Origin of the sequence: Nocardia sp. NPDC051832, from assembly GCF_040681285.1 — a bacterium.
In the GTDB taxonomy this organism is placed as follows: Bacteria; Actinomycetota; Actinomycetes; order Mycobacteriales; family Mycobacteriaceae; genus Nocardia.
In genome coordinates this window covers 1,045,630-1,066,912 of record NZ_JBFAYL010000002.1, presented here as the reverse complement: position 1 = coordinate 1,066,912, position 21,283 = coordinate 1,045,630, and the positions used below count along the sequence as shown (strand labels likewise).

Sequence of the window (21,283 nt, the reverse complement as noted above, 5' to 3'; positions counted from 1 at the left end):
GTCCATCCTTTCTATGCGTCCCGGCCCAGTGCTGTCCCGGGATCGGCGGGGGCTGCTCGAAGACGGTTCGAGAAGGAGGCGCATGGCCGCCCGCAGGACTGCTGTACGGCTGGTACTTCGCTACTACGGAAAGGAATTGCGGCGACGCCCGCAGTTCGCGGTTCCGGCGATGTTGGCGCCGGCCCTGGGAAATATTTGTCAGTTGTATTTGGTGCCGCTGGTGGTGGCGGCCATGGTGGGGCGAATTGCCGGCACCGGCGAGGTCACGGCGGCGGCAGTGCTGCCGTACGTGCTGGGTGTCGCTGGACTGCTCGTATGTTCGGAGGTGTGCTGGCGGCTCGGAATTCATTGTCTGAATCGCACCGACGCCTACGGAATCGAGAGTTTGTATGTGACGGCGATGGACGAGTTGCTCGTTCAGGACGCCGCCTTCTTTCACGATAATTTCGCCGGATCACTCACCAAACGGGCGTTGAGTTTCGCGTCGCGTTTCGAGGAGTTCGTCGACACACTGGTGTTCGAGGTGTGCGCGTTCCTGGTGCCGGTCGGCTTCGCGGCGTTCGTGCTGTGGCGGTACGACCCGCTGCTGGTACTGGCCATGCTCGGACTGCTCGTGCTCACCGGCCTGCTGATCGCCCCGCTCGTGCGGCGGCGGCAGAAACTGGTGGACGAGCGGGAGGGCGCGATCGCCCGGGTAGCGGGCCATGTGGCCGACAGCGTGTCCAACATGCATTCCGTGCGCGCGTTCGCCGCGGAGCGGCAGGAGGCGGCCGAGCACCGGCGGCGGGTGGCCGAGCAGCGTCGAAAAGCGTTGCGGTCCTGGGATTACGGGAACCTCCGGATCGATCTCGTGGTGGCGCCGCTGTTCGTGCTCACCAACGTGATCGGGCTGCTGCTGGCGTTGCGGCTGGTGCACAACGGAGCCGGTGTCGAGGTGATCATCGTCGTGTTCACCTATTTCTGGAACGCGTCCGGAATCATGTTCCGGTTCAATCAGATCTATCGCCGACTGGAAAGCTCGGTCACCGAAGCCGCCCAATTCACCGAACTGTTGCTGATTCCGCCGGCGATCACGGAAGATCCGGATCCGGAAGCCTTGCACCCCAAAGATTTCGGAGTGCATTTCGACAAGGTAGATTTCACCTATCCGGGCGCGCCGCCGCTGTTCACCGGCTTGGATCTACTGGTTCCCGCGGGCACCCGGGTGGGCTTGGTCGGCCGCTCCGGCGGCGGCAAGACCACCATCACCCAACTGCTGTTGCGCATGACCGATATCCAGGGCGGCGCGATCCGCATCGGCGGGCAGGATATCTCCCGGCTGAAGCAGGCGGACCTGCGCGCGATGCTGGCCTATGTTCCGCAGGAACCGGCCATGTTCCACCGCACCCTGCGCGAGAACATCCGCTTCGCCCGCCCGGACGCCACCGACGCGGAGGTACAGAACGCGGCGAAGGCGGCCCATGTCACCGAGTTCGCCGACGCCCTGCCCGAGGGGCTGCAAACACTGGTCGGCGAGCGCGGGGTGAAGCTGTCGGGCGGCCAGCGCCAGCGGGTCGCGCTGGCCCGCGCCATCCTGCGCGATGCCCCGATCCTGGTGCTCGACGAGGCCACCAGCGCGCTGGATTCCGAGGGTGAGTTACTGGTGCAGCAGGCGCTGTGGGAACTCATGTCGGGTCGCACCGCACTGGTGGTGGCGCACCGGTTGAGCACGGTGGCGAGCATGGATCAACTGGTCGTGCTCGATCGCGGCGCCATCGTCGAGCAGGGGACGCACGCGGAGCTGCTCCACGCGGAAGGGGTGTACGCGAAGCTGTGGCGGCATCAGTCCGGTGGATTCCTGGGCGAGGACGTTACCGCCGAGTGAGCGCGAAGACCGGAAAGGTGCGGTCGGTCTTGGTGCGGTAATCGGCATATCCCGCGTACATGGCATCCAGCCGCGGCCACAGGGGTGCGCTTTCGGCGGCGGACAACTCGACCGCCGTGACCGGAATCGTTTCCTTCCCGATTTCGATTTCCGCCGCGGGCTCGGCGCGCAGGTTGTGCACCCACGCCGGGTTGGTCTCGGCGCCCGCGTGCGACCCCACGACCAGGTAGCGGTCGCCGTCTCGCAGGTACAGCACCGGAGAGGTACGGGACTTGCCGGTTTTGCGGCCGACCGTGCCGAGCAACAGCACGGGCGCGCCCTGGATCTTGCCGAGCACTTTGCCGCCGCTGATCCGGTACAGGAATGCGTTGAGACCCACGAAGAGCCGTTCGACGGTGTTCTTGATCGCCATAGAACGAGCTTATGCCGGGCCGGCGTCAGGCGCTGGTCAGTCGCGCGCGAGGATCGCCTCGAAGCGCTCGTCGGCGCGGTCGAGCTGGTCGAGGATGTGCTGTTTGACGTGCTCGGCCAGCGGCGTGTCGGCGCGCGTGACCAGATCCCGGTACACGTCGGTGAGCGGGCGATATTTGCTCGCGAGTTTGCGCATGTGCGGGCCGGTGGAATAGAGGATGCCGACGCCGTTGTCGGTGAAATCGGAGAGCTTCACCACCCGCGCCCAGGGCGCGCGATCGAGATTCGCGGCGACATGCTCGCGATATTGCTGGTGCCGGTCCCGGCGCGGGTCGGGCGCCGGATTCGTCACGGCGGCAACGATATCGGCGACCCGGAGCCCGAAGCGCCGGGCCAGTTCGCCGAGCGCGGCGGCGGTCGGTTCGCCCGCGCGCTCGCCCGCCAGTTCCCGGGGATGGTCTTCGACGGAATCGTGCAGCAGGCCCGCCACCACCACGTCGGATTCCTGGACCTCGTAGTGACTGATGATCCGGATCGCCACGCGCAGTAGATGATTGATGTACGGCTCGCGGCCGTATCGATCGGCGACGTGCAGTTCCGAGGCCAGCTCCAAGGCCGCGGTCAGCCGCTCGACATCGGGATGCTCGGCGATCTCCAACAGTAATCGTTCACGCAGCCCGGACTCCCCGTAGACCTCGCTGATCGTGTGCAGCGGCATCACGGCCAAGACCCCCGCCCCAGGATTGCTCATACGCCCAATCTATCTGGGACACCACCGTCCGCGCGCAGCATATTCGCACTGCTCCCCCTGTGTTCTCGGGCACGGTGTGCCAGGAAAACCCGTTGCCGGGCGAGATCCGCCCGTGGTGTCCTGGAATCCACGCGAGGCAGGAACCGGAGGTATCGAGTGGCCGCGCAGAACAAACGGCCGCGCCCAGCCTCGGCCACCCACGACATGCTGAAATTGCACCGCCGCACCATGGTGCTGGACGGCCGCGTCTACACCGTGCTCACACTGCGCCCCGGCAGCGATTTCCGCTTCGCCACCAACCGTTTTCACCAGACCTGGCACGTGCTGTCGGATTGGCGCGGATCCCGGGCGCTGGCCCGGCTGCTGTGGGGGCTGTCGTATCAGCGGCGGCCCGGCACCTTGGTGGTGATCGATCCGGCGCACCTGGACCCGAATCCGTTCGACGCGGCGCCGTCGGACCCCATCGTGCTGGTGCCCGCCGAGCGCACCGTGTTCACCCAGGCCGCGGCCACCGCGCTGCGTCGGCGGCTGCCGCTGCGGGACAAATCGCAGGGCACGGTGCGGTTCCAGACCTTCGGCCTCGGACCGGCGGTGGCGGAGGCGAACGCCTGGCGGTCGGAACCGCAGGCCCATCCCCACCGCTGGTCCCCGCCGACCGGGTGGGTCCGGATCGAGCGGGTGGGCGGCATGCTCGCGATATACGGGACGGCCGCCCAAATGCAGGACTGGGCAATCACTCTCGCGACGCTGGGCACCTACGCTCACTACGACATGGACTACCTCTACCTGGACGAAGAGGTCGACGGCGAGGTGCAGATCTTCCGCCAGTATCGGCGCAAAGTGAACATCGCCCGCCAGGCCCGCACCGAGGTGCTCGCCCGCACCGGCGCGCGTTCGGCCCTGGGGATCGAATCGCGGATCTGGTCGCACGGCGCGACCGTTCGTCGCCGGCGCTACCCCACCGGCGACGAAAAGCGCACGGCTACAGACTGATCGCGACCTGCCCACCCAAAGCGCATCACACAATCGGTATCGGGTTCACCCGATCGCAGACAACCGCTCGAACTGGTCGTCCGACAGCCGCACGTCACCGGCGGCGATGTTCTCCGCCAGGTGCGCCGGCGAGGTGGTGCCCGGAATCGGCAGCACGGTGGGCGATTTGCGCAGCAGCCAGGCCAGCGCGGTCTGCGCGGGCGTCGCCCCGATCTCCTCGGCTACCTCGGCGACCGGACTACCCGGGCCCGCGTGGTCACCACCGGCGACGGGGAAGAACGGAATGAACGCGATGTCGTGGTCGGCGGCGTACGCCAGGACGGCTTCGTGGCCCCGTTCCGCGAGGTTGTACATGTTCTGCACGCTGGCGATCGGGGTGATCTGCTCGGCCGCGCGCAGCTGATCCACCGTGACCTCGGAGAGTCCGATGTGGCGCACCTTGCCCTCCTCGCGCAGCTGGTGCAGCGCACCGATCTGGTCGGCCAGCGGCACGGACGGATCGATGCGATGCAGTTGCAGCAGATCGATCCGGTCCAGTTTCAGTCGCCGCAAACTCAATTCGGCCTGTTGTCGCAGGTACGCCGGGTGCCCGACCGGCACCCATTCGGTCGGTGAGGGCCGGGCCACGCCGATCTTGGTGGCGATCACGACGTCGTCCAGGTACGGGTGCAGCGCCTCCGCGACCAGTTCTTCGTTCTCGCCGAGCGCGTACGAATCCGCGGTGTCGATCAGATTCACCCCGGATTCGACGGCCGCGCGCAGGACGGCCTTCGCTGCCTCGCGATCCACCGGCGCCCGCCAGATGTGCCCCATGCCCGCTTCGAACCCCGGTTCCGGCGCGGCTGCCAATCGCATTGCGCCGTAACCGATCCGGTTCACCTTCAGCTCGCCTCCGAGCAAGAACGACGTACCCATCTGCACCACTCCTCACGATCGAGCCAACGAGGAGAGGGAACTCGGGGTGGTGGCGGGGTATTCCCGGCGCGCTCAGCCTGCCTGCGGCACCAAGGTGTTCTGGCGCGCGGCGGTCCACCACTTGCCGTTCTCCTTGACCAGCACGTACAGCGCGATCATCGCGGGGTCCTGGTCGATCAGTTCACCTTCGGCAGTCGTGGCGCGCGCGACCTTGTGCGCAATGGCGACGTCCGGCCGCAGGAAGGTGATGTCGGTGACGTCGTAGCGCGCGTACTGGTTCTTCAGGAACCCGGCCAGACCGGCGCGATTGGCCGCGAGCAGGGTGTCGCGACCGGTCATCAGCACCCCGACGGCGTTGACCACGGCCGCGTTCGCGGTGAACGGACTGGTCAGCAGTTCCGCGTCGTTGGTGTTGTAGGCGGTCTCGGTATCCCGGACGATCTGCTCGATCGCCGCGATGTCGGCGGTGTGGTCGACCGTGGTGTCGTTGACGGTGGGGGCTTCGAAAGTCGTTGCGCTCATGGGCAACAGCTTTATACCTGAACCAATGTTCAGGTCAATGCGGCGGCGGAGTCTGCTCCGTCACAGCTACCGCACCCCACGCGTGCGGAACTGAATGCTGATGCGCGGCCCGGCGGGTTTCCGCGTCTTCGGCACCGCGTGCTCCCAGGTGCGCTGACACGATCCGCCCATCACCAGCAGATCCCCGTGACCGACCTGATAGCGGATCGCCGCGCCGCCGCCGCGCGGTCGCAGCAGCAACGCCCGCGGCGCGCCGACGGACACGATCGCGACCATGGTGTCGTGCGTGGCGCCGCGCCCGGAGGTATCCCCGTGCCAGGCCACACTGTCGCGCCCGTCCCGGTAGTAGCACATCCCGGCGGTCCGGAACGGCTCCCCGAGCTCGGCCCGGTAATGCGCACTCAACGCGGAACGCGCCACGTCCAGCACCGGATCCGGCAGCTCCTCGCCCTCGCCGTAGAACCGCAGCAACCGCGGCACATCCACGACCCGGTCGTACATCGGCCGCCGTTCGGCCTGCCACGGCACCGCCTCAGCCAGCCGCTCGAACAGCACATCCGCGCCGCTCATCCACCCCGGCAGCACATCCACCCAGGCCCCGTGCGCCAGCACGGTGCGGCGGATCGAGCCGAGCTCACCCACCTCGACCGCACCGAACCCATCCAGCAGCGAGCCCTGCAGCAACGGTGTCGACATGGCCCCGAATCTACGCCAGGTCGAACATACGTGCTAGCGGATTCCGGTCAGCGTGTTTCGTTCGGGGGATAGCGGCGAGCGAAGACCGGGGCGTGCTCAGGACGAATGCCGCGCGCCAGGAGATACGGAGGCAGGCTGCGGAGCACCGGAATGCGACGGAAGACGCGGACCGGGAGCGGGACCTCGTCGGCGCCCGCGATGTCGATGCGGCCCGCCAGCGCGGGCGCGATGGCGCGGGCGTGCAGAAAGCGTTGCAGCCCCTGGGTAACCGCCGTGGGGAGCCTGCGACGGCGCTGGACCCGGGCCAGGTCGGCAGTGGAGACCCGGTGTTCGGCGAGTGGTTCGGCCAGGATGCGAGCGGCCGCGACCGCGTCCTGGACGGCGAGATTGATGCCGACGCCGCCGACGGGGGACATGGCGTGGGCGGCGTCGCCGAGGCAGAGCAGGCCGCCGGTGTACCACTTGCCGAGGCGGTCGAGTTTCACGTCGAGCAGCTTCACCTCGTCCCAGCCGCGCAGCGCGTCGACGCGGTCGCGCAGCCACGGGACGGCATCGGCCATGCTCCGCACGATCGCCTCGACCGGCCCCTGCCGGGCCACCTCGTCACTGCCTTTGGCGATGAGCGTGGCGACCTGCCAGTAGTCGCCGCGATCGAGCAGGACGGCGGCCCGGTGGGCGCTGACGACCGGGACGGCGCCCGCGGGATCGGTGTCGTTGCGCGGCAACCGGAACCACCACACGTCCATCGGCGTGGGCCAGCTGCGGGTGGGCAGTCCCGAGGCCGCGCGCAGGACCGAGGACCGTCCGTCGCAGGCCACGGTGAGGTCCGCGCGTATCTCACCGGAGCCACCGCCTGCCGTCTGATACCAGACCCCCGCCACCCGGCCGTCTTCCGAGATCAGTTCTGTCGCTTCGGTATTCATTCGCAGGTGAAAGCCCGCCTCCTGCTCGGCGGAGCGCGCGAGCAGATCCAGCAGATCCCACTGCGGAACCATCGCGATGTACTTGTGCTTACCCGGAAGATGCTCCAGGGTGGCGAGCACCTGCACCGACGCCCCGATCGGCAATTGGATCGAGTGGATCCGGCGGGCGGGCAGCTTCGCGAATTCGGCGCCGAGCCCCAGCTCGTCGAGCAGGTCCAGCGTCGTGGGATGCACTGTGTCACCGCGGAAGTCGCGCAGGAAGTCCTTGTGCTTCTCCAGCACGGTGACGTCGATGCCGCCCCGCGCCAGCAGCAGACCGAGCACCATTCCCGCCGGACCGCCGCCCACCACCAGGCACGTCGTACGTTCCATCGAGCCACCTCCCTCGGTACGCACGCGCCCCCGGGGACATCCGGAAGCGGATGTGCAAGCGGTATCATGGTAGTTCGGCGCCGGTCCCAGCAGGCCGTTATCGACCGCGCCGAATCAGCTGCGCAGCACGAAGAAATAGGGATCGGCCATACCGCGCAGGTCCATCACCCCGAGCAGGGTGCCGGCGTCCACCCGCCGGAAGTGGTCGATGATCGGCAAGTGGTCGTACACCATGGCGGCGCTGATTACGCCCCGGTATTCGATGCTCCGCAGCCGCGCCGCCGGCTTCGCGGTGCGCAGCGTGAAAGCGGTGTAGCGCAATGTCTTCCGCAACGCACGGATCGCGGGCAACGGCACCTTCCCGGCCAGTCCGAACGGCACGCGGCGCGGGTCGACCGCGAACACCGTGCCCGCGCCGTCGGCGAACAACAGCGGGTGCACGGTTTCCGCGTCGTCGAACTGCTTTCCGTACCAGCCGGATTCGACCAGCACACCGGCCCACGGATGCCCGGTGTCGAGTTCCTCGCCGCGCCACCGCCCGGTGGTGATCGCCGCGACCGGCGCCGCGGGTAGCCGGTCGAACAAGTCCCAGGCCTGCTCCGGTGTGCACCCGGAGGTCAGCAGGGCCGTCAATTCCGCGCCGTGGTCCATTCCGAATCTCCTCCTCGCACCGTTGCGAGAGAAATCCTATCGTTCTCTCAGAACGGCTCGTCCGGCGGCAGCTGACGCACTTCCGGCAGGAACTGATCGAGCTCGCCGATATCGAAGCGGGACATGCCGATGACGTGCCAGAACTGGCCGGCCGGGCTGCCGTCGAGCTTGTAGCGGCCATCCGGGGCGACCGCCGCCCAGCTCTCCGGCAGCCCGAGCAGGAACGCCCGGATGACCGGCACGTCGGTCACCTGCTCCCCCATCGACCACAGGATGACGTTGCCGTCGTCGCCGCCGCTGGCCAGCACCCGTCCGGCGGGATCGAAAGCCAGCGACCAGATCTGGCGCTTGTGGCCCTCGAGGGTGTGCAGGTGCCGCCCGGTGGCCATGTCCCACAACCGGATCACCAGGTCGTCGCCGCCGGTGGCCAGGATGCCGGTCTTCGGGTCGATCGCGGCGGCCCACAAACGCGCAGTGTGCCTGGTCAATTCGTGCAGACAGTCGCCGCTGTCCACATCCCAGATCCGCACCGTGGTGTCCCAGGAAACGCTGGCGAGCCGGTTACCGTGGAACGCCACCGCGTACACCCGGTCCTCGTGGCCGCGCAGCGCACGCAGGAAACGCCCGGTCCGCACGTCCCACAGCCGGACCACTTTGTCGTCGCAGCCGGTGGCCATCAGCGTGCCGTCGGCGTTGAACGCGATGGACCGGACCCGGCCACGATGTTCGACGCAGTGCTGGTGCACCGCGCCGGTGGTGCGAATCCACAGCGTGACGGTGTCGTCGTCGTTGGCAGTGGCGACGAATTCACCGGAGGGGTCGTAGGCGGTGGCCCAGATCGGCGGGGACTCACCGGTGATGTGCCGCTCGTAGGATTCGGTGGCCAGGTTGTAGAGGCTCAGCCGGCCGTCGTTGCGGGCGATCGCGATCTGGTTCGGGTCCACCGAGCTGAACCTGGCCGCCTCGTAGGAGAACAGCCGGTCCTCGCTGCCGAGCAGCCGGCGGGTCAGCCGGCCGGTGACCGGATCCCAGAACCGGACCACGCCGTCGTTGCCGCAAGCGGCGAGCAGGGTGCCGTCGGAGTTGAAACGCACGGTGGTGACTTGTCTTCCGTGGCCGGACAGCACGTGCCGGCAGGCCCCGGTCTCGGGATCCCAGAGCCGCGTGGTGAATTGGTCGTCGGTCACGGCGAGCTGGCGGCCGTCGGCACGGAAGGCGAACGGCCAGATCGAGCCGGTGTGCGCGGTGAGCCGGTGCCGCAGCTGCCCGGTCACGCTGTCGTGCAGGAAGATTCGGCCCGCACTGTCCCCGGAGGCGACCTGCTCGCCCGCCGGATCGAAACTCAGCCAGTAGATGGCCGACCCGGCATGCTCGGCCGAGGTGTATCGAGCGTCGCCGGTCTCGATGTCCCACAGGCGCAGTCCGCCTTCGGTATCCCCGCTCGCCAGGATCGGGAGGCTCGGATGGAAGCCGAGGGTGTAGACCCGGCCGGTGTGACCGGTCAGGTCGCGCACCCGCAGGCAGGTGTCCGGATCCCAGAGCGACACCGTGCCGTCGGCCGCGCCGGTCGCCAGCAGGTTTCCATCGGGGCTGAAGACGATGCGGTACACCGATCCGGAGGTCGCGGTGAATGCGCCCTCCTCCGTACCGGTTTCGACATCCCACAACCGCACCGCGCCGTCACGGTAGGAGGCGGCGAGCAACCCGTCGTGGAAGTCCATGCTGTAGATGAGGTCGTTGCCGCCGGTCGGCCGGCATTCGTGCAGCAGCGCACCGCTGGGCAGCGACCACAGCCGCAGCACGCCCGCGGCGTCGCCGGTGGCGAGCACGTCGCCGCGCTTGCTCAGCACCACCGGCCACGGCCAGTTGTCGTGGCCGGACAGGATGCGGCGCAGTTCCCCGGTGCCGGCGTCCCAGATGCCGACCGTGCCGTCGCCCGAACCGGTGATCAGCACCCGGTCGGTGTAGCCCACCGCGAAGGTGCGCGCCCGGTGGGTCTGCAAGGTCCGCAGCGGTCGCCCGGTCTCGGTGTCGTAGATCAGCAGACCGCCGTCCTCGCTGCCGATCGCCAGGGTGCTGCCGTCGGGACTGTAGGCCACCGGCTGCGGCAAGCGCCCGTGCCGGGCGTGGAAACCGTGCCGCACGCCGATCGCGGCGGGCGCGAACTCGGTGTGCACCGTCGCGCCCGGCACCGTCGCCGCGCCGCGCAGCTCCGAATCCACCGGTGTACCGGTCACTTCCAGCAGGGCGGCGCGATGCCAGCGGGTACCGGTAGCGCGCACACCGGTGAGGTCGGTGCGGGCCAGCCGCGCCCGGGTCAGGTCGGCGCCGCTGAGGTCCGCGCCGGTCAGGATCGCGTCGTCGAGCCGGGCGCCGGCCAGCCGCGCGTTCCGCAGTACGGCGCCCGCCAGATTCGTGCCGACGAGCCGGGCCCCGCTCAGATTCGCCTCGCTCAGATCGACGCCGCGCAGCTGGCGATAGGACAGGTCCGCACCCGCCAGCATCGCACCGCGCAAGTCCGCCGAGGGCGCGGTGGCCAGCCGGGTACTCACCCGTAAGGCGTTGCGGCGGGCGTGCTCTCCGGCCTCGGGGTCCGCGAGCACCGCCTCCGACCAGGCGCCCGCGGCCCGATGATCGGCCAGATCGCCGAGGAAGTCGACGGTCAGCTGGGACAGCGGGCGGGCGGCCAGCTGCGGCGGCGCCGCCGTCCCGGCCGCGAACTGCCCGGCGATGTGGTTGGCCACCAGCCATTCGGTCACCGAGGAGTGAATGAACCCGAACAGGTTCTCCTCGGTGCGCACCAGCAGGCTGCCGGCGCCGATGGCGTGCACCTGCTGCTCCGGAGTCATCCGGTTGGACCCGGTGATCTCCACCAGATCGTGTGCCACGGTGGTCAATTCGGCCATGCTCAGATACTGCTCACCGGATTCCCAGCAGCGCAGCGCGAAAGCGGTGACCGCGAGCCACAATTCGCGGACCGTGAGCCCCGGCTGCGAACCCGCGACCGAACCGGTGCGCCGGGCCTCGAATTCCAGCCAGGCCTCCAGGATTTCGCGATACAGCCCGGCCGGTCCGACGGCGCCCTTGGTGTCCGCCGCGGACCGCAGGCGGGTGTCCTCCAGGTCGGCGATGAAGCTGAGCATGCGCGGGTTGCGGGCCAGACCCAGCAGGTCCTGGATGCCGGTGATGCGCCGCATCCGGTCGTCGGCGCGCGCCAGGTCACCGCCGTAGCGGTTCACCAGGAACGCCCGAATCTGCTCGTGGCCGAAGGGTTCGATGCTCAGGATGTGCCGGTCTTGCAGCATGCCGACCCGCTCGCCCAGCGCGGAGAGCACCTGGGCGCGGGACTCGAAATGCTGAGTGCGGCTGGCCACGATGATCTTCGCCTTGCCGGCCGCGGCTTGCAGCAGCGTTTCCAGGTGCTGGGCGGCGAATTCGTAGCTGATGCGGGTGGCGAGTTCGTCGAAACCGTCGAACAGCAGCACCACCCGGCCCTCGCGCAGCATGTAGTGCAGCGCGTCCAGATCGATGCGGCCCTCGCCGTGATTGGCCAGGTGCGCCGCGACCAGCCCGTCCACCGTGTGCGACTTGTCCAGGCCGCGCAGCTCGATCAGGATCGGGATGAGCGCCGGCCGGGTTTCGGTGATGCGGCGGGCCAGTTCGCGCAGCGCGAAGGTCTTGCCGCGTCCGAAATCGCCCAGCAGCAACACGAATCGGCCGTGGTCGGCCGACACCACCCGCAGCAGCTCGCCCACCAGATCCTCGTGCGCCTGCTCGTCGCCGTGCTCGAGCATCCGGAACCGTTGCGGCACATACAGATCCGGCGGGTATCGGCGGTCGGTGCGCAGCCGCGCCAGCTGACCGGCCAGATAGTGGTCCAGGTCCAGCAGGCCCTGGAAATCGGTGAAGCTGCGCAGCCACACGCCGTGGCTGGCGGCTTCCTCGCGCAGCGAAAGTGGCGGCGGCGCACCACGATAGACCAGGTCGGAACCGTATTCCGGGTCCTGGGCCAGGAATTCCTCGACCACTTGCCGAGTCATGTCCCCGACGTGCACGCCCACCCGTCGCACGCCGACCACCTCCCCGTCCTTGTGGACGATCAGCAGATGCGGCGGATCCGCCTGCACCCGGCGGATTTTCGCGCCCGGGAAGCGGGTCTCGCAGACCTCGGCGACGCGTTCCAGCAGCCGGCTGTGCGGGTCCACGATCTCCGGATCGGCGGCCTCGGACTGCTCGAGCTCCAGGTCCTCGGCCTCGGGCAGTGCCAGCAGCTGCTCCGGCGGCAGCGCGGCGGCGGCGTGCACCCAGGTCTGGGTCAGCTTCGCCCAGGGTTCACCGGGTTTCGCTTCGGTGCTGCTGTAGCGGGCCAGCCCGTCCAGGGTGATGTGCACGATCTCGTCGCGGCCGGGCGCGGCGGCGGGCAGCACCGGGAGCACACCGCCCAGCCGGTCCAGATGCCGCCCGCCGGGACCGGGGCCGTGCAGCAGCAGATTCAGCCGCCCGCCCAGCAGGCGGGAGAGCGCGTCGGCGTCACGCAGTACGGTCGGATCCTCCGGTGCGGCAGCGGGACCCGGCAGCGGATCGTGCCGCAGTACGCCCAACCGCAACCAGCCGAGCCGCTCGAATTCCCGCAACTGCTGGGCGAACCACGCCGCCTGCGAGGTACCGATCTCGCCGTAGTCGTCGCCCGGCCGATGACTCATCGCCATCGTCGAGTTCAATCCGGCGACCACCACCCGCAGTTCCGGAATCGGGAACAGCGTCCAGGGCTGGCCGATGTCGAAGACCAGATGGTCCAGCCCCTGATACAGGTCGCCGAACAACCGTGAGAACTGTTTCAGCTTAGGGAAATACGGCGGCTGCGTGCGGCGCTCGTTGGCCTCCTGGTCCAGGAAATACGCTTGGCAGGCGGCCTTGGAGACATCGTGGTTACCCGGCACCACGACGACCCGGCTCGGTTCCAGGCCGAGCAGCACCCGCAGGCCCGTCAGGAACCGCAGCGCCTCGTCGACCTGGCTGGGGCGGGCGGACTCGGTCAGGTCACCGGTGACCACGATCAGATCCGGCTTGGGCACGCCCTGATCCACCAGCTGGGTGACGTTGGCCCAGATGTGGGCTTGCAGATCGCCTGCGGTGGCGGGGTCGTCGCGACCGAGCAGACCGCGGCCGAAGCGCGGACCGGCCACATGCAGCACCGACACGCCCTCGTGCCGGTCGCCGAGCGCGGTGGGCGCACCCGGGAACTCCGGCGCCGCGACGGGAGTCCGCCGGTGCCAGGGCCTTTCGACGTTCTCGGGCTCGTCCTCCGCGCGATGTTCCAGCACGGCGTCGAGCGGGAAAGCCGGCGCGAGCCCGGGCTTGGCTCGTCCCGCGAGCAGATGCCCCACTCGGTCCAGCACGGTCCGCCGTGCCACCTCGGCGCTGGCCATGCCGACCAGATCCACATAGGTGATGGTGGCCAACAAGCCCGTCAGCTCACACTCGGCGATCCGGATCGGCAGCAACTTGCCCGGTTCCGTGCGGTAGGTGGCCTGCCATTCCTGGGTGCCGCCCTTGGAGTTCAGGTAGTTCTCCGACAGCACCGCCACCACCACCGCCGACTCCCGCACACCGCGGTCCATGAAGTCGATGAAGTTGGTGCCGGGCACGAAATCCCACGCCTGGATCAGGGTCTTGAAGCCCGCGGATTCCAGTTGCCAGGCCAGCCAGGTGGCCCACCGTTCGTCTGCCGGAGAGTAGCTGATGAAGAAATCACGGGGCTGGGCGCCGGGTTGCGTCACCCTCCTAGTATGCCCGCCTGCTTGATCATCTTGGGAGACACCGGAATCAGCGGTGCACCAGCGGGTCCGCGAACCACCGGGAACGAGTGCGCGCCGATTGCCGCCGCGAATGCGATCATGAACAAGTGCCCGAACAGGTCGATTCCGACGCGTCCACGACGCCGCCCGCCGAGCAGACGCGGCGTTACTGGGGACTGACGATACTGGATTGGGTTCGGATCGCGCTGCTGATCGCCGGGTTGCTCTGCGTGCTCACCGGCGCACTGCCCGAGGACGAGGCCGTCGACAACATGCGGCGGATCTGGCCGCTGCTGATGTTCCTCGGCGCCGTCATCATCCTGGCCGAACTCACCCGGCAAGCAAAGGTTTTCGACATCATCGCGCATCGGCTCGCGATCCTGGGACGGGGTTACTATCCGGCGCTGTTCGGGTTGTGCGTGCTGTTCGCGTCGGCCACCACGATCCTGCTCAATCTGGATACCACCGCGGTGCTGCTCACGCCCGTGATGCTGGCCCTGGCCGGGCCCGCGCGGATTCCACCGCTGCCGCTGGCGATGCTCACCCTGTGGCTGGCGAATACCGCGAGCCTGCTGCTGCCGGTGTCGAACCTGACGAACCTGCTCGCCGCCGAGGGGGTGGCGCTGCACGCGACCGACTTCGCCGCGAGAATGTGGGCGCCGCAGCTGGTTTCGATAGCGGCGACCATGCTGTGCCTGTGGGTGTTCTATTGGCGGCGCGGACACCGCGACGCGGACCGGTACGTCCCGCCGGAGCCGGTGCGGCTGGAGAATGCCCGCGAACGGGCGCTGCTGTACACCACGGCGGGCGCGTGCCTGCTGTTCATCGTGGCGATCCCGATCCTCGGCGAACAGATCGGCGTGGCGGCGGTGATCGCCGCGCTGATCGCGCTGCTCGCCTTCGCGGTGTTCGACCGGAGCGCCTTGAAGTTCGCGCTGTTTCCCTGGCAGTTGCTGGTCTTCGTCGTCGGCCTGTTCCTGGTGGTCCCGACGCTGAGCCGGCACGGCCTCTCCGACCTGATGCATCTGCTGATCGGCGCCGATCCCGGCGCCGAAGGCGCCTACCGGGCCGCCGCGGCGGGCGCGGGCCTGTCGAACGTGGCCAACAATCTGCCCGCGTACACCGCGGGCGAGGCCGTCGTACCGGCCGAGAATCAGGATCAGCTGCTGGCCTTGCTGATCGGGACCAATGTCGGTCCGGTCGTCACGCCCTGGGCCTCGCTGGCGACCCTGCTCTGTTTGGAGTTCTGCCGCACCCACAAGGTGCGGGTGCCGATGGGGCGGTTCGTGGGCACCGGGCTGGTGCTCGCCATCCTCGCGACGGCCGGTTCCGTTGCCGCCCTGCTGCTTACGAGCTAGCGCAGACCGGTGACCGCGACCTCGGCGGCGGCTTTCACCCACCGGGCGAGTTCCGCGGTCATGTGCGGGCTGCCCGCGATGAAGTCGACCTCGCCGCCCAGCGGATCGATCGTGTCGTCCAAGGGCGCGCCGCCGAAATCGGTGAGCTCGACGCCGGATTCGCGCGCGATGAGGCTGCCGGCCGGCAAATCGACCACGCCCGCGCGGTAACCGACGAAACCGTCGATATCGCCGCGCGCCAGCATGATCCAGCACAGCAGCGGCGACCAGAGTTGGATCAGGCGGCGGGAATTCGCCTCCAGCGTCAAGCGCATGGCGCGGGCGATCGGATCCGCGCGGCCCACCGGATAGCCCTGCAACCAGGCCAGTACCGGCGCGGCCGCGCTGCGCGCCGACGGCGGCTGCCACAGCCGGCCGTCCGGGCCGCTCGCGCCACCGCCCCGCACGGCCGACCAGGTGTGCCCGGTGAGCGGTTCGTGCACTACGCCGACCACCGGAGTCCCGTAGTGGCACAGGGCGATTCCGACGGTGCATACCGGCAGGCCGATGGCGATGTTGTTGGTGCCGTCGAGCGGGTCGACCACCCAGCACCAGGCGTCGTCGGCGCCGGCCAGCAGGCCGGCTTCCTCGGCCAGGATCCGGTGGCCGGGAAACGCCCGGCGCAGATGGCCGAGGATGATGTCTTCGGCGCGCAGATCGAGATCGGTGACCAGGTCGCCGGCCGAGCCCTTCGCCCGAATGGCCAGCGCGCCGCCGAGACCGGCGCGGATCGCCTCGCCTGCCTCCTCGGCCGCCGTGATCGCCACGTCCACCGCGAGGACCGGCGGCGTGACGAGATCCGGTACCGAGTTCAAGAGGTTGCTCGGTCCCATTGCTCCTCCAAGTGAGCTGGCTGGGTCAGCTGTTCCAGTACGGTCTGTGCGACGCGGCGGGTTTCCTCCGCGGTGCACGGGATGCGGTGCACCCAGTGGTCGTCGGTGGCGAGACCACCCAGTGATCGATCGGGCTTGCCGTGACGGTACTCGCCCAGAGCCACCGTCGCAGCCGCACCGCCCACCTCTGATACGTGGAATACACCGTGCGGGAGGGTATATGCGTCACCTGCCCGGAAAAGTTCATGCGACCGCCGCCGGTAGGCGACGACCTGCGAGGTCGCCCGCACCAGGTCGCCGTCGGCGCCGCTCTGGATCTCGAACACCCGGTGTGTCGGGCGTTCGGGCGCGTCGACCACCTCGAAGACGTCGTTGGCGACCGCGCCGTAGAGCACGATGCTCAGCAGATCCCAGCTGTGCGCGTGGATCGGCGAGGTGGTGGGCTGGGCTCGCATTCCCTCGGCCCACACGTGCAGGCAGATCCCCAGATCGCCGTCCCGCCAGACCGGGAAACAGAGGAAGCCGAGCGGATGACGGACCACTTTCACCAGCGCCGCGCCGGCGGCCACCGGCCCCAGGTACTCCCGCACCCAGCTACCCACTTCGCGGGCCGCGGCGGCGGAGGCGAACGAACGGCGTAGTCGGGCATAGGGATTCATCAGAATGGGTTCTCCGGGTTCAACGCACGACGCACGATGTCGGCGACGTCACGATCCTCGAAAGACGCGGGCAACGGCAGGCCGAGGGCGTCGAAGACGGCCCGGACCTGCTCGACCGAGGGCGGGTCGTCCAGCTGGACGTCCCGGGCGTTGCCCAGCGGCACCTTCTTGGCCTGATCGAAGCTCGAGTCCAGTTCCCGGCTGAAATCCCGGTAGTACGGCTTGTCCCGCTCGAACATCATGGCCGGGGTGTTCGGGTTGTCCTGGGTGATGATGACGCAGCTGGTGGACAGGTCCCAGCGGAAGGTGGTCATCACCGACGAGAACCCGACCGCGATATCGAGCGGGCTGTACTGCTGCTTGTACCAGCACGTCGCGAGCACGGTCGCGAACGATTCCTGCTGGACCCGCCGGGTGGTCCACGGGTCGCGCGCGCGGATGGCGTCCGGCGCCACCGAGGCCCGGAACTCCGCGTAGGTCTTGCAGAGCAACTCGTTGGTCGGGTCCAGGATCTCCAGCCGCACCCGCAGGCTGCGCTGCGCCTGGCGCGCGTTGCGCACGCACTCCTTCAAGGTCACCGCGCGGATGTAAGTTCCGGTGCCGCCCTTGAAGATCCACTTCTCGGTGTCGCGGCGGGCGAGGGTGTGCTGATGCCCGATCTCGGGCCCGTTCAGCATCTGCACCGAGGAGGCGTCCCGCATCGCCTTCGCCGAGAGGTGCCGATCCCGCAACAGTGTGGTCGCGAGCAACGCGAGCACCAAAAGCACTGCCGCGTTGACCTTTTCGGTCTCCAGCACATCGGCGACCGCGAGCACGCCCACGGTCACGGCAAGCACCAGCGCCACCAAACCGTCGACGTTATTGCGCAACCACGTCAGGAACCGCGCCATGCACCACCCTCCCCGTGTTTCCCACCAGGATAGGTGCCCCCGCACCCCCTGCCACCCGGTATTGCCGAAGTCACCGGCGTGGCCCACCCCACATCCAATCCCCTTGACCTCGAGCAAGGTTGAGGAACCAGCATGAATTCCGCGCCGGGTTCCGCCGGTTCCCGTACACCCCCGGCGGAACCCGGGCATTCCGCCTACGATCGGGTGACTTCACGATCACGAGGGGTGGGACTCGATGACGCGGATCATTCGGTGGACCTTCCGATATGTCGACGTCCTCGCGGCTCTGGCGCTGGCGCTGGTCATGGTCGGACTGGACGTTGTCGGGGAGACCTCGGACCGGATTCTGCAGAACGCCATGATGGCCACGCTTGCCGTCGTCGCTTTGGTATTACTGCGTGATCGAGCGCGCAGCGACAGCACCCGCAAGGAAACCCACGACAAACTCGACGCCCTGGCCGCCGAACTGAATCAGCAGCAGGTCGTTCAGGTGATCGACGGCTCGGGTTGCAGCCGGCTGCTCGCCGAAGTCCGGATGGAGACCCGGAACTGGGTGTTCAAGGGGGCGACCGCCACCTATGTCCGGGCCGTCACCCTGCCGGAATGCATCCGGATGGCGCGGCCGAGCCATCGGGCGCTGTCCTTCCAGCTGGAGATCCTCGATCCGACCGATGCGCTGCTGTGCGCCCGCTTCGTCGATTTCCAGCGGTCGATGAGCGATCCGTCGGGCCCGGTGCACGAATGGACGGCCGAGGGTACCCAGCGCGAACTGTTCGCGACGATCCTCGCGGCCTGCTGGCATCAGCAGCACTACGCGCGCCTCGACATCGAGGTCCGGCTGTCCGCCACCTACACCCTGCTGCGCTATGAACTGGCGGCGGACAAGCTCATCCTGACCCAGCGCGGGCCCGGGTTTCCGGCGACCGTCATCTATCGGAACACCCCGACCTACGACTGCCTGGAAAAGGAGATCGACGTCAGCTGGAAACAAGCGCGGGCGGTCGATCTGCAAGCCGCCAAACAAATTTCGCTCAGCACGGTGCCGACGCCGGCCGAGGTCCGGCGGGTCTTCGAGGTGCTCGACCTGACCACCCCGCCCTGGGACGACACGGTGCTGGCCGAGCTCGCCGACATGGCGTTGCGGTCGCCGGACCCGTACGCCTGACCGGCCCCGCTACGCTTCGGGGTCCGGGCGGGGAGCGCGGGTGGCCGCGGCGGCGGCGCGCACCTGCGGAGCGACCAGAACGACCTGGCCGAGGACGCCGTTGATGAAGGACGGGGAGTCGTCGGTCGAGAGTTCCTTGGCCAGTTCGACGGCCTCGTCGACCGCGACGACCGGCGGAACATCGTTGGCGTGGAACAACTCCCACACCGCGATGCGCAGGATGGCGCGGTCCACGGCGGGCAGCCGGGACAGGGCCCAGTCCTGCAGGTAGGACTCGATGGTGCCGTCCACCCGGTCCAGATCGTCGGCGACGCCTTCGACCAGCGTGTGGGTATAGGCGTGCACCGGGGCGACCGCCTGGTCGCCGCGGGCCAGCTCGACCCGCTCGGACAGCAGGTCGGCGACGTCGACGTCGCGGGCCTCCGCTTCGAAGAGCAGATCGACCGCCCGGCGCCGGGCTTTGTGCCGGGCGCCGAGCTTCTTGAACTTCTTGTCTTCCGGCTGCTGAGGCACAGTCACATTATCCGCGCGTCAGGAGTTGACGCGGCTGATGTAGCTGCCGTCGCGGGTGTCGACCTTCAGCTTGTCACCCTGGTTGATGAACAGCGGGACCTGCACCTCGGCGCCGGTCTCGATGGTGGCGGGCTTGGTGCCGGCACTGGAGCGGTCGCCCTGCAGGCCCGGCTCGGTGTGGGTGACCAGCACCTCGATGGAGACCGGGAGCTCGATGAACAGCGCCTCGCCCTCGTGCATCGCGATCTGCACGCCCATGTTCTCCATCAGAAAGCCGCCCGCCTTGCCGACGATGTTCTCCTGCAGATGGATCTGGTCGTAGGTCTCGCCATCCATGAAGATGTAGTCCGAGCCGTCGTGGTACAGGTAGGTCATGTCGCGACGATCGACGGTCGCGGTCTCCACCTTGACGCCGGCGTTGAAGGTCTTGTCGACGACCTTGCCCGACACCACGTTCTTCAGCTTGGTCCGCACGAAGGCGGGGCCCTTACCCGGCTTGACGTGCTGGAATTCGACAATCTGCTGGAGATTGTTGTCGATCTTCAGCACAAGGCCGTTCTTGAAGTCGCTGGTGTCCGCCACTGTCCTCGGATCTCCTCGTTCGTCACAGGTCAAGCCGGCGTCATTCGACGACGGTCAGGTCTTTGCTGGTGTTGGTGAGCAACTCCGGGCCCCCTTCGCGCACCACGAGCGTGTCCTCGATCCGGACTCCGCCGCGGCCGGGAAAGTACACACCAGGTTCGACGGTCACCGCCACGCCGGAGAGAAGTGTACCGGTTCCGGTTTTCATGATTCCCGGTGCTTCGTGGATTTCCAGTCCGACGCCGTGACCCAGACCGTGCGAGAACAGCTTGCCGTGCCCGGCCGCCTCGATGACCGCGCGTGCGGCCGCGTCCACGTCGACCACGTCGGCGCCGGGGCGCAGCGCCTTGCGCCCGGCCCGCTGCGATTCCTCGACCAGCGCGTACACCTCGCGCTGCCAGTCGCTGGGGGCGCCCAGGACGAAGGTGCGGGTCATATCGGAGTGGTAGCCGCCGACGACGGCCCCGAAGTCGATCTTGACGAAGTCGCCCGGCTTCAGGATCGCCTCGGTCGGGCGGTGATGCGGAATGGCGGAGTTGGCGCCCGCGGCGACGATGGTCTTGAACGCGATCGCCTCCGCGCCCTCCTCGTACATGGCCCATTCCAGGTCTCGGGCGACCTGTCGTTCGGTGCGGCCGGGGCGCAGCGCCCCGCGCTCCAGGATGGTCGCCAGGGCGGCGTCGCCCGCGGCGCAGGCCGCGCGCAGCTGAGCCACCTCGAAGTCGTCCTTGACCATGCGCAACTGCTCGACCAGCCCGGCGATCGGGACCAGTTCCAGGCCCGTCTTCTGCTCCGCGAATCCGCGATGCTGATCGACGGTGACGATGTGGCTTTCGTAGCCGACCCGTCCGACCTGCCATTCCCCCGCCAGTTCCATGATGCGGCGGGCAGTGGCGCGGGCGATCTCGGCGCGCAGGTCGGGGACCTGCTGGGCGACCTGGTCGCGGTAGCGGCCGTCGGTGCCGATCACCGTGCGCTCCTCGGCATTGCGCATCTCCCACGCGTGCACCAGCAGTGCGGCGTTGGATCCGGTGAAACCGGTGAGGTACCTGATGTTCACCAGATCGGTGACCAGCAGTGCGTCGACCTCGTTCTCTATCAACAGACTCCGCAACGCGCTCCGGCGCGCCGCGTAGTCCGGCCCAGCGCCCGCGTGATCAGCACACATGGATCCAAACTACCGCCGACACGCCGTATCGCGGAGCCACAACACGAGACCGGCGATCAGCTGGCATCGCTTCGTTGCCGGTCTGTGCTCCGGCGGGAGACGCGATGTTCACATCCGGGAGAGTTATCCCCAGATCCGGATCCGAGGTGGTGGTCCGGTGCGGTGCGGACCAGGCTGGCG

General features: G+C 68.4%; 18 protein-coding genes. 4 read left to right on the top strand and 14 right to left on the bottom strand.

Annotated features, from left to right (window positions below; all coding sequences use genetic code 11):
- Positions 1-82: 82 nt before the first annotated feature.
- Positions 83-1,864, top strand: a complete 1,782-nt coding sequence (locus tag AB0M14_RS14835) for an ABC transporter ATP-binding protein (RefSeq protein ID WP_364994187.1) — start codon at positions 83-85, stop codon at positions 1,862-1,864.
- Here the strand turns inward: AB0M14_RS14835 and AB0M14_RS14830 are convergent.
- Together AB0M14_RS14830 and AB0M14_RS14825 are read right to left on the bottom strand one after the other, a co-directional pair.
- Positions 1,851-2,276 (bottom strand): nitroreductase family deazaflavin-dependent oxidoreductase, encoded by a 426-nt coding sequence (locus AB0M14_RS14830; protein ID WP_364994184.1) that lies wholly within the window; start codon positions 2,274-2,276, stop codon positions 1,851-1,853. The two genes, AB0M14_RS14835 and AB0M14_RS14830, sit on opposite strands and share 14 nt — an antisense overlap.
- 36 nt (positions 2,277-2,312) lie before the next feature.
- Positions 2,313-3,026 carry an HD domain-containing protein gene (locus tag AB0M14_RS14825; RefSeq protein ID WP_364994182.1) on the bottom strand — a complete coding sequence of 238 codons (714 nt, stop codon included), beginning with the start codon at positions 3,024-3,026 and terminating at the stop codon, positions 2,313-2,315.
- Between the two features lie 156 nt (positions 3,027-3,182).
- On the opposite strand from AB0M14_RS14825, the gene AB0M14_RS14820 reads away from it, so the two are divergent.
- On the top strand, positions 3,183-4,019 hold the full coding sequence (locus AB0M14_RS14820) for a hypothetical protein (protein ID WP_364994179.1): 837 nt from the start codon (positions 3,183-3,185) through the stop codon (positions 4,017-4,019).
- A 45-nt stretch (positions 4,020-4,064) separates the two neighbouring features.
- On the opposite strand, the gene AB0M14_RS14815 is transcribed toward AB0M14_RS14820, so the two are convergent.
- The 6 genes from AB0M14_RS14815 to AB0M14_RS14790 form a co-directional block, all read right to left on the bottom strand.
- Entirely contained in the window at positions 4,065-4,934 is an 870-nt protein-coding gene (locus AB0M14_RS14815; protein WP_364994176.1) for an aldo/keto reductase, read from the bottom strand.
- Between the two features lie 72 nt (positions 4,935-5,006).
- On the bottom strand, positions 5,007-5,456 hold the full coding sequence (locus tag AB0M14_RS14810; RefSeq protein ID WP_364994173.1) for an SgcJ/EcaC family oxidoreductase: 450 nt from the start codon (positions 5,454-5,456) through the stop codon (positions 5,007-5,009).
- 66 nt (positions 5,457-5,522) lie between these two features.
- Positions 5,523-6,152, bottom strand: coding sequence for an alpha-ketoglutarate-dependent dioxygenase AlkB (locus tag AB0M14_RS14805; protein WP_364994170.1), 630 nt, complete (start codon positions 6,150-6,152; stop codon positions 5,523-5,525).
- Positions 6,153-6,199: 47 nt separating this feature from the next.
- A complete protein-coding gene (locus tag AB0M14_RS14800; RefSeq protein WP_364994167.1) occupies positions 6,200-7,447 on the bottom strand; it encodes an FAD-dependent oxidoreductase in 1,248 nt (415 codons plus the stop codon).
- A gap of 114 nt (positions 7,448-7,561) precedes the next feature.
- A complete protein-coding gene (locus tag AB0M14_RS14795; protein WP_364994164.1) occupies positions 7,562-8,098 on the bottom strand; it encodes a DUF4334 domain-containing protein in 537 nt (178 codons plus the stop codon).
- A 47-nt stretch (positions 8,099-8,145) separates the two neighbouring features.
- Positions 8,146-13,878, bottom strand: coding sequence for a TIR domain-containing protein (locus AB0M14_RS14790; RefSeq protein ID WP_364994161.1), 5,733 nt, complete (start codon positions 13,876-13,878; stop codon positions 8,146-8,148).
- 125 nt (positions 13,879-14,003) lie between these two features.
- Between AB0M14_RS14790 and AB0M14_RS14785 the strand changes: the two genes are divergently transcribed.
- On the top strand, positions 14,004-15,254 hold the full coding sequence (locus AB0M14_RS14785) for an SLC13 family permease (protein WP_364994159.1): 1,251 nt from the start codon (positions 14,004-14,006) through the stop codon (positions 15,252-15,254).
- On the opposite strand, the gene AB0M14_RS14780 is transcribed toward AB0M14_RS14785, so the two are convergent.
- From AB0M14_RS14780 to AB0M14_RS14770, 3 genes are read right to left on the bottom strand one after another with little or no spacing between them, the layout of a single operon-like run.
- A complete protein-coding gene (locus tag AB0M14_RS14780) occupies positions 15,251-16,126 on the bottom strand; it encodes an inositol monophosphatase family protein (protein ID WP_364994157.1) in 876 nt (291 codons plus the stop codon). The two genes, AB0M14_RS14785 and AB0M14_RS14780, sit on opposite strands and share 4 nt — an antisense overlap.
- Positions 16,105-16,785, bottom strand: a complete 681-nt coding sequence (locus AB0M14_RS14775; RefSeq protein WP_364994154.1) for a hypothetical protein — start codon at positions 16,783-16,785, stop codon at positions 16,105-16,107. Before AB0M14_RS14775 ends, AB0M14_RS14780 begins: the two co-directional genes overlap by 22 nt.
- Positions 16,785-17,675: a hypothetical protein gene (locus tag AB0M14_RS14770; RefSeq protein WP_364994152.1), complete on the bottom strand. Its 891-nt coding sequence runs from the start codon at positions 17,673-17,675 to the stop codon at positions 16,785-16,787. The genes AB0M14_RS14775 and AB0M14_RS14770 overlap by 1 nt, the downstream gene beginning before the upstream one ends.
- 235 nt (positions 17,676-17,910) lie before the next feature.
- Between AB0M14_RS14770 and AB0M14_RS14765 the strand changes: the two genes are divergently transcribed.
- On the top strand, positions 17,911-18,840 hold the full coding sequence (locus AB0M14_RS14765; RefSeq protein WP_364994149.1) for a hypothetical protein: 930 nt from the start codon (positions 17,911-17,913) through the stop codon (positions 18,838-18,840).
- Between the two features lie 9 nt (positions 18,841-18,849).
- Here AB0M14_RS14765 and nusB read toward each other — a convergent pair whose 3' ends face one another.
- Genes nusB through AB0M14_RS14750 form a run of 3 tightly spaced genes read right to left on the bottom strand, consistent with a single transcriptional unit; the run spans position 18,850 to position 21,103 of the window.
- Positions 18,850-19,353 carry a transcription antitermination factor NusB gene (gene nusB, locus AB0M14_RS14760; RefSeq protein ID WP_364994147.1) on the bottom strand — a complete coding sequence of 168 codons (504 nt, stop codon included), beginning with the start codon at positions 19,351-19,353 and terminating at the stop codon, positions 18,850-18,852.
- Positions 19,354-19,371: 18 nt separating this feature from the next.
- Positions 19,372-19,935 carry an elongation factor P gene (efp, locus tag AB0M14_RS14755; RefSeq protein ID WP_364994144.1) on the bottom strand — a complete coding sequence of 188 codons (564 nt, stop codon included), beginning with the start codon at positions 19,933-19,935 and terminating at the stop codon, positions 19,372-19,374.
- 40 nt (positions 19,936-19,975) lie between these two features.
- The gene (locus tag AB0M14_RS14750; protein ID WP_364994141.1) at positions 19,976-21,103 is read right to left on the bottom strand and encodes a Xaa-Pro peptidase family protein; all 1,128 of its coding nucleotides are present in this window, start codon (positions 21,101-21,103) and stop codon (positions 19,976-19,978) included.
- Positions 21,104-21,283 lie beyond the last annotated feature (180 nt).

Coding starts and splice junctions, on each gene's coding strand:
- AB0M14_RS14835 (WP_364994187.1), top strand. CDS start 83: ATGGCCGCCCGCAGGACTGCTGTACGGCTGGTACTTCGCTACTACGGA.
- AB0M14_RS14830 (WP_364994184.1), bottom strand. CDS start 2,276: ATGGCGATCAAGAACACCGTCGAACGGCTCTTCGTGGGTCTCAACGCA.
- AB0M14_RS14825 (WP_364994182.1), bottom strand. CDS start 3,026: ATGAGCAATCCTGGGGCGGGGGTCTTGGCCGTGATGCCGCTGCACACG.
- AB0M14_RS14815 (WP_364994176.1), bottom strand. CDS start 4,934: ATGGGTACGTCGTTCTTGCTCGGAGGCGAGCTGAAGGTGAACCGGATC.
- AB0M14_RS14810 (WP_364994173.1), bottom strand. CDS start 5,456: ATGAGCGCAACGACTTTCGAAGCCCCCACCGTCAACGACACCACGGTC.
- AB0M14_RS14805 (WP_364994170.1), bottom strand. CDS start 6,152: ATGTCGACACCGTTGCTGCAGGGCTCGCTGCTGGATGGGTTCGGTGCG.
- AB0M14_RS14800 (WP_364994167.1), bottom strand. CDS start 7,447: ATGGAACGTACGACGTGCCTGGTGGTGGGCGGCGGTCCGGCGGGAATG.
- AB0M14_RS14795 (WP_364994164.1), bottom strand. CDS start 8,098: ATGGACCACGGCGCGGAATTGACGGCCCTGCTGACCTCCGGGTGCACA.
- AB0M14_RS14780 (WP_364994157.1), bottom strand. CDS start 16,126: ATGGGACCGAGCAACCTCTTGAACTCGGTACCGGATCTCGTCACGCCG.
- AB0M14_RS14775 (WP_364994154.1), bottom strand. CDS start 16,785: ATGAATCCCTATGCCCGACTACGCCGTTCGTTCGCCTCCGCCGCCGCG.
- AB0M14_RS14770 (WP_364994152.1), bottom strand. CDS start 17,675: ATGGCGCGGTTCCTGACGTGGTTGCGCAATAACGTCGACGGTTTGGTG.
- AB0M14_RS14765 (WP_364994149.1), top strand. CDS start 17,911: ATGACGCGGATCATTCGGTGGACCTTCCGATATGTCGACGTCCTCGCG.
- AB0M14_RS14750 (WP_364994141.1), bottom strand. CDS start 21,103: ATGTGTGCTGATCACGCGGGCGCTGGGCCGGACTACGCGGCGCGCCGG.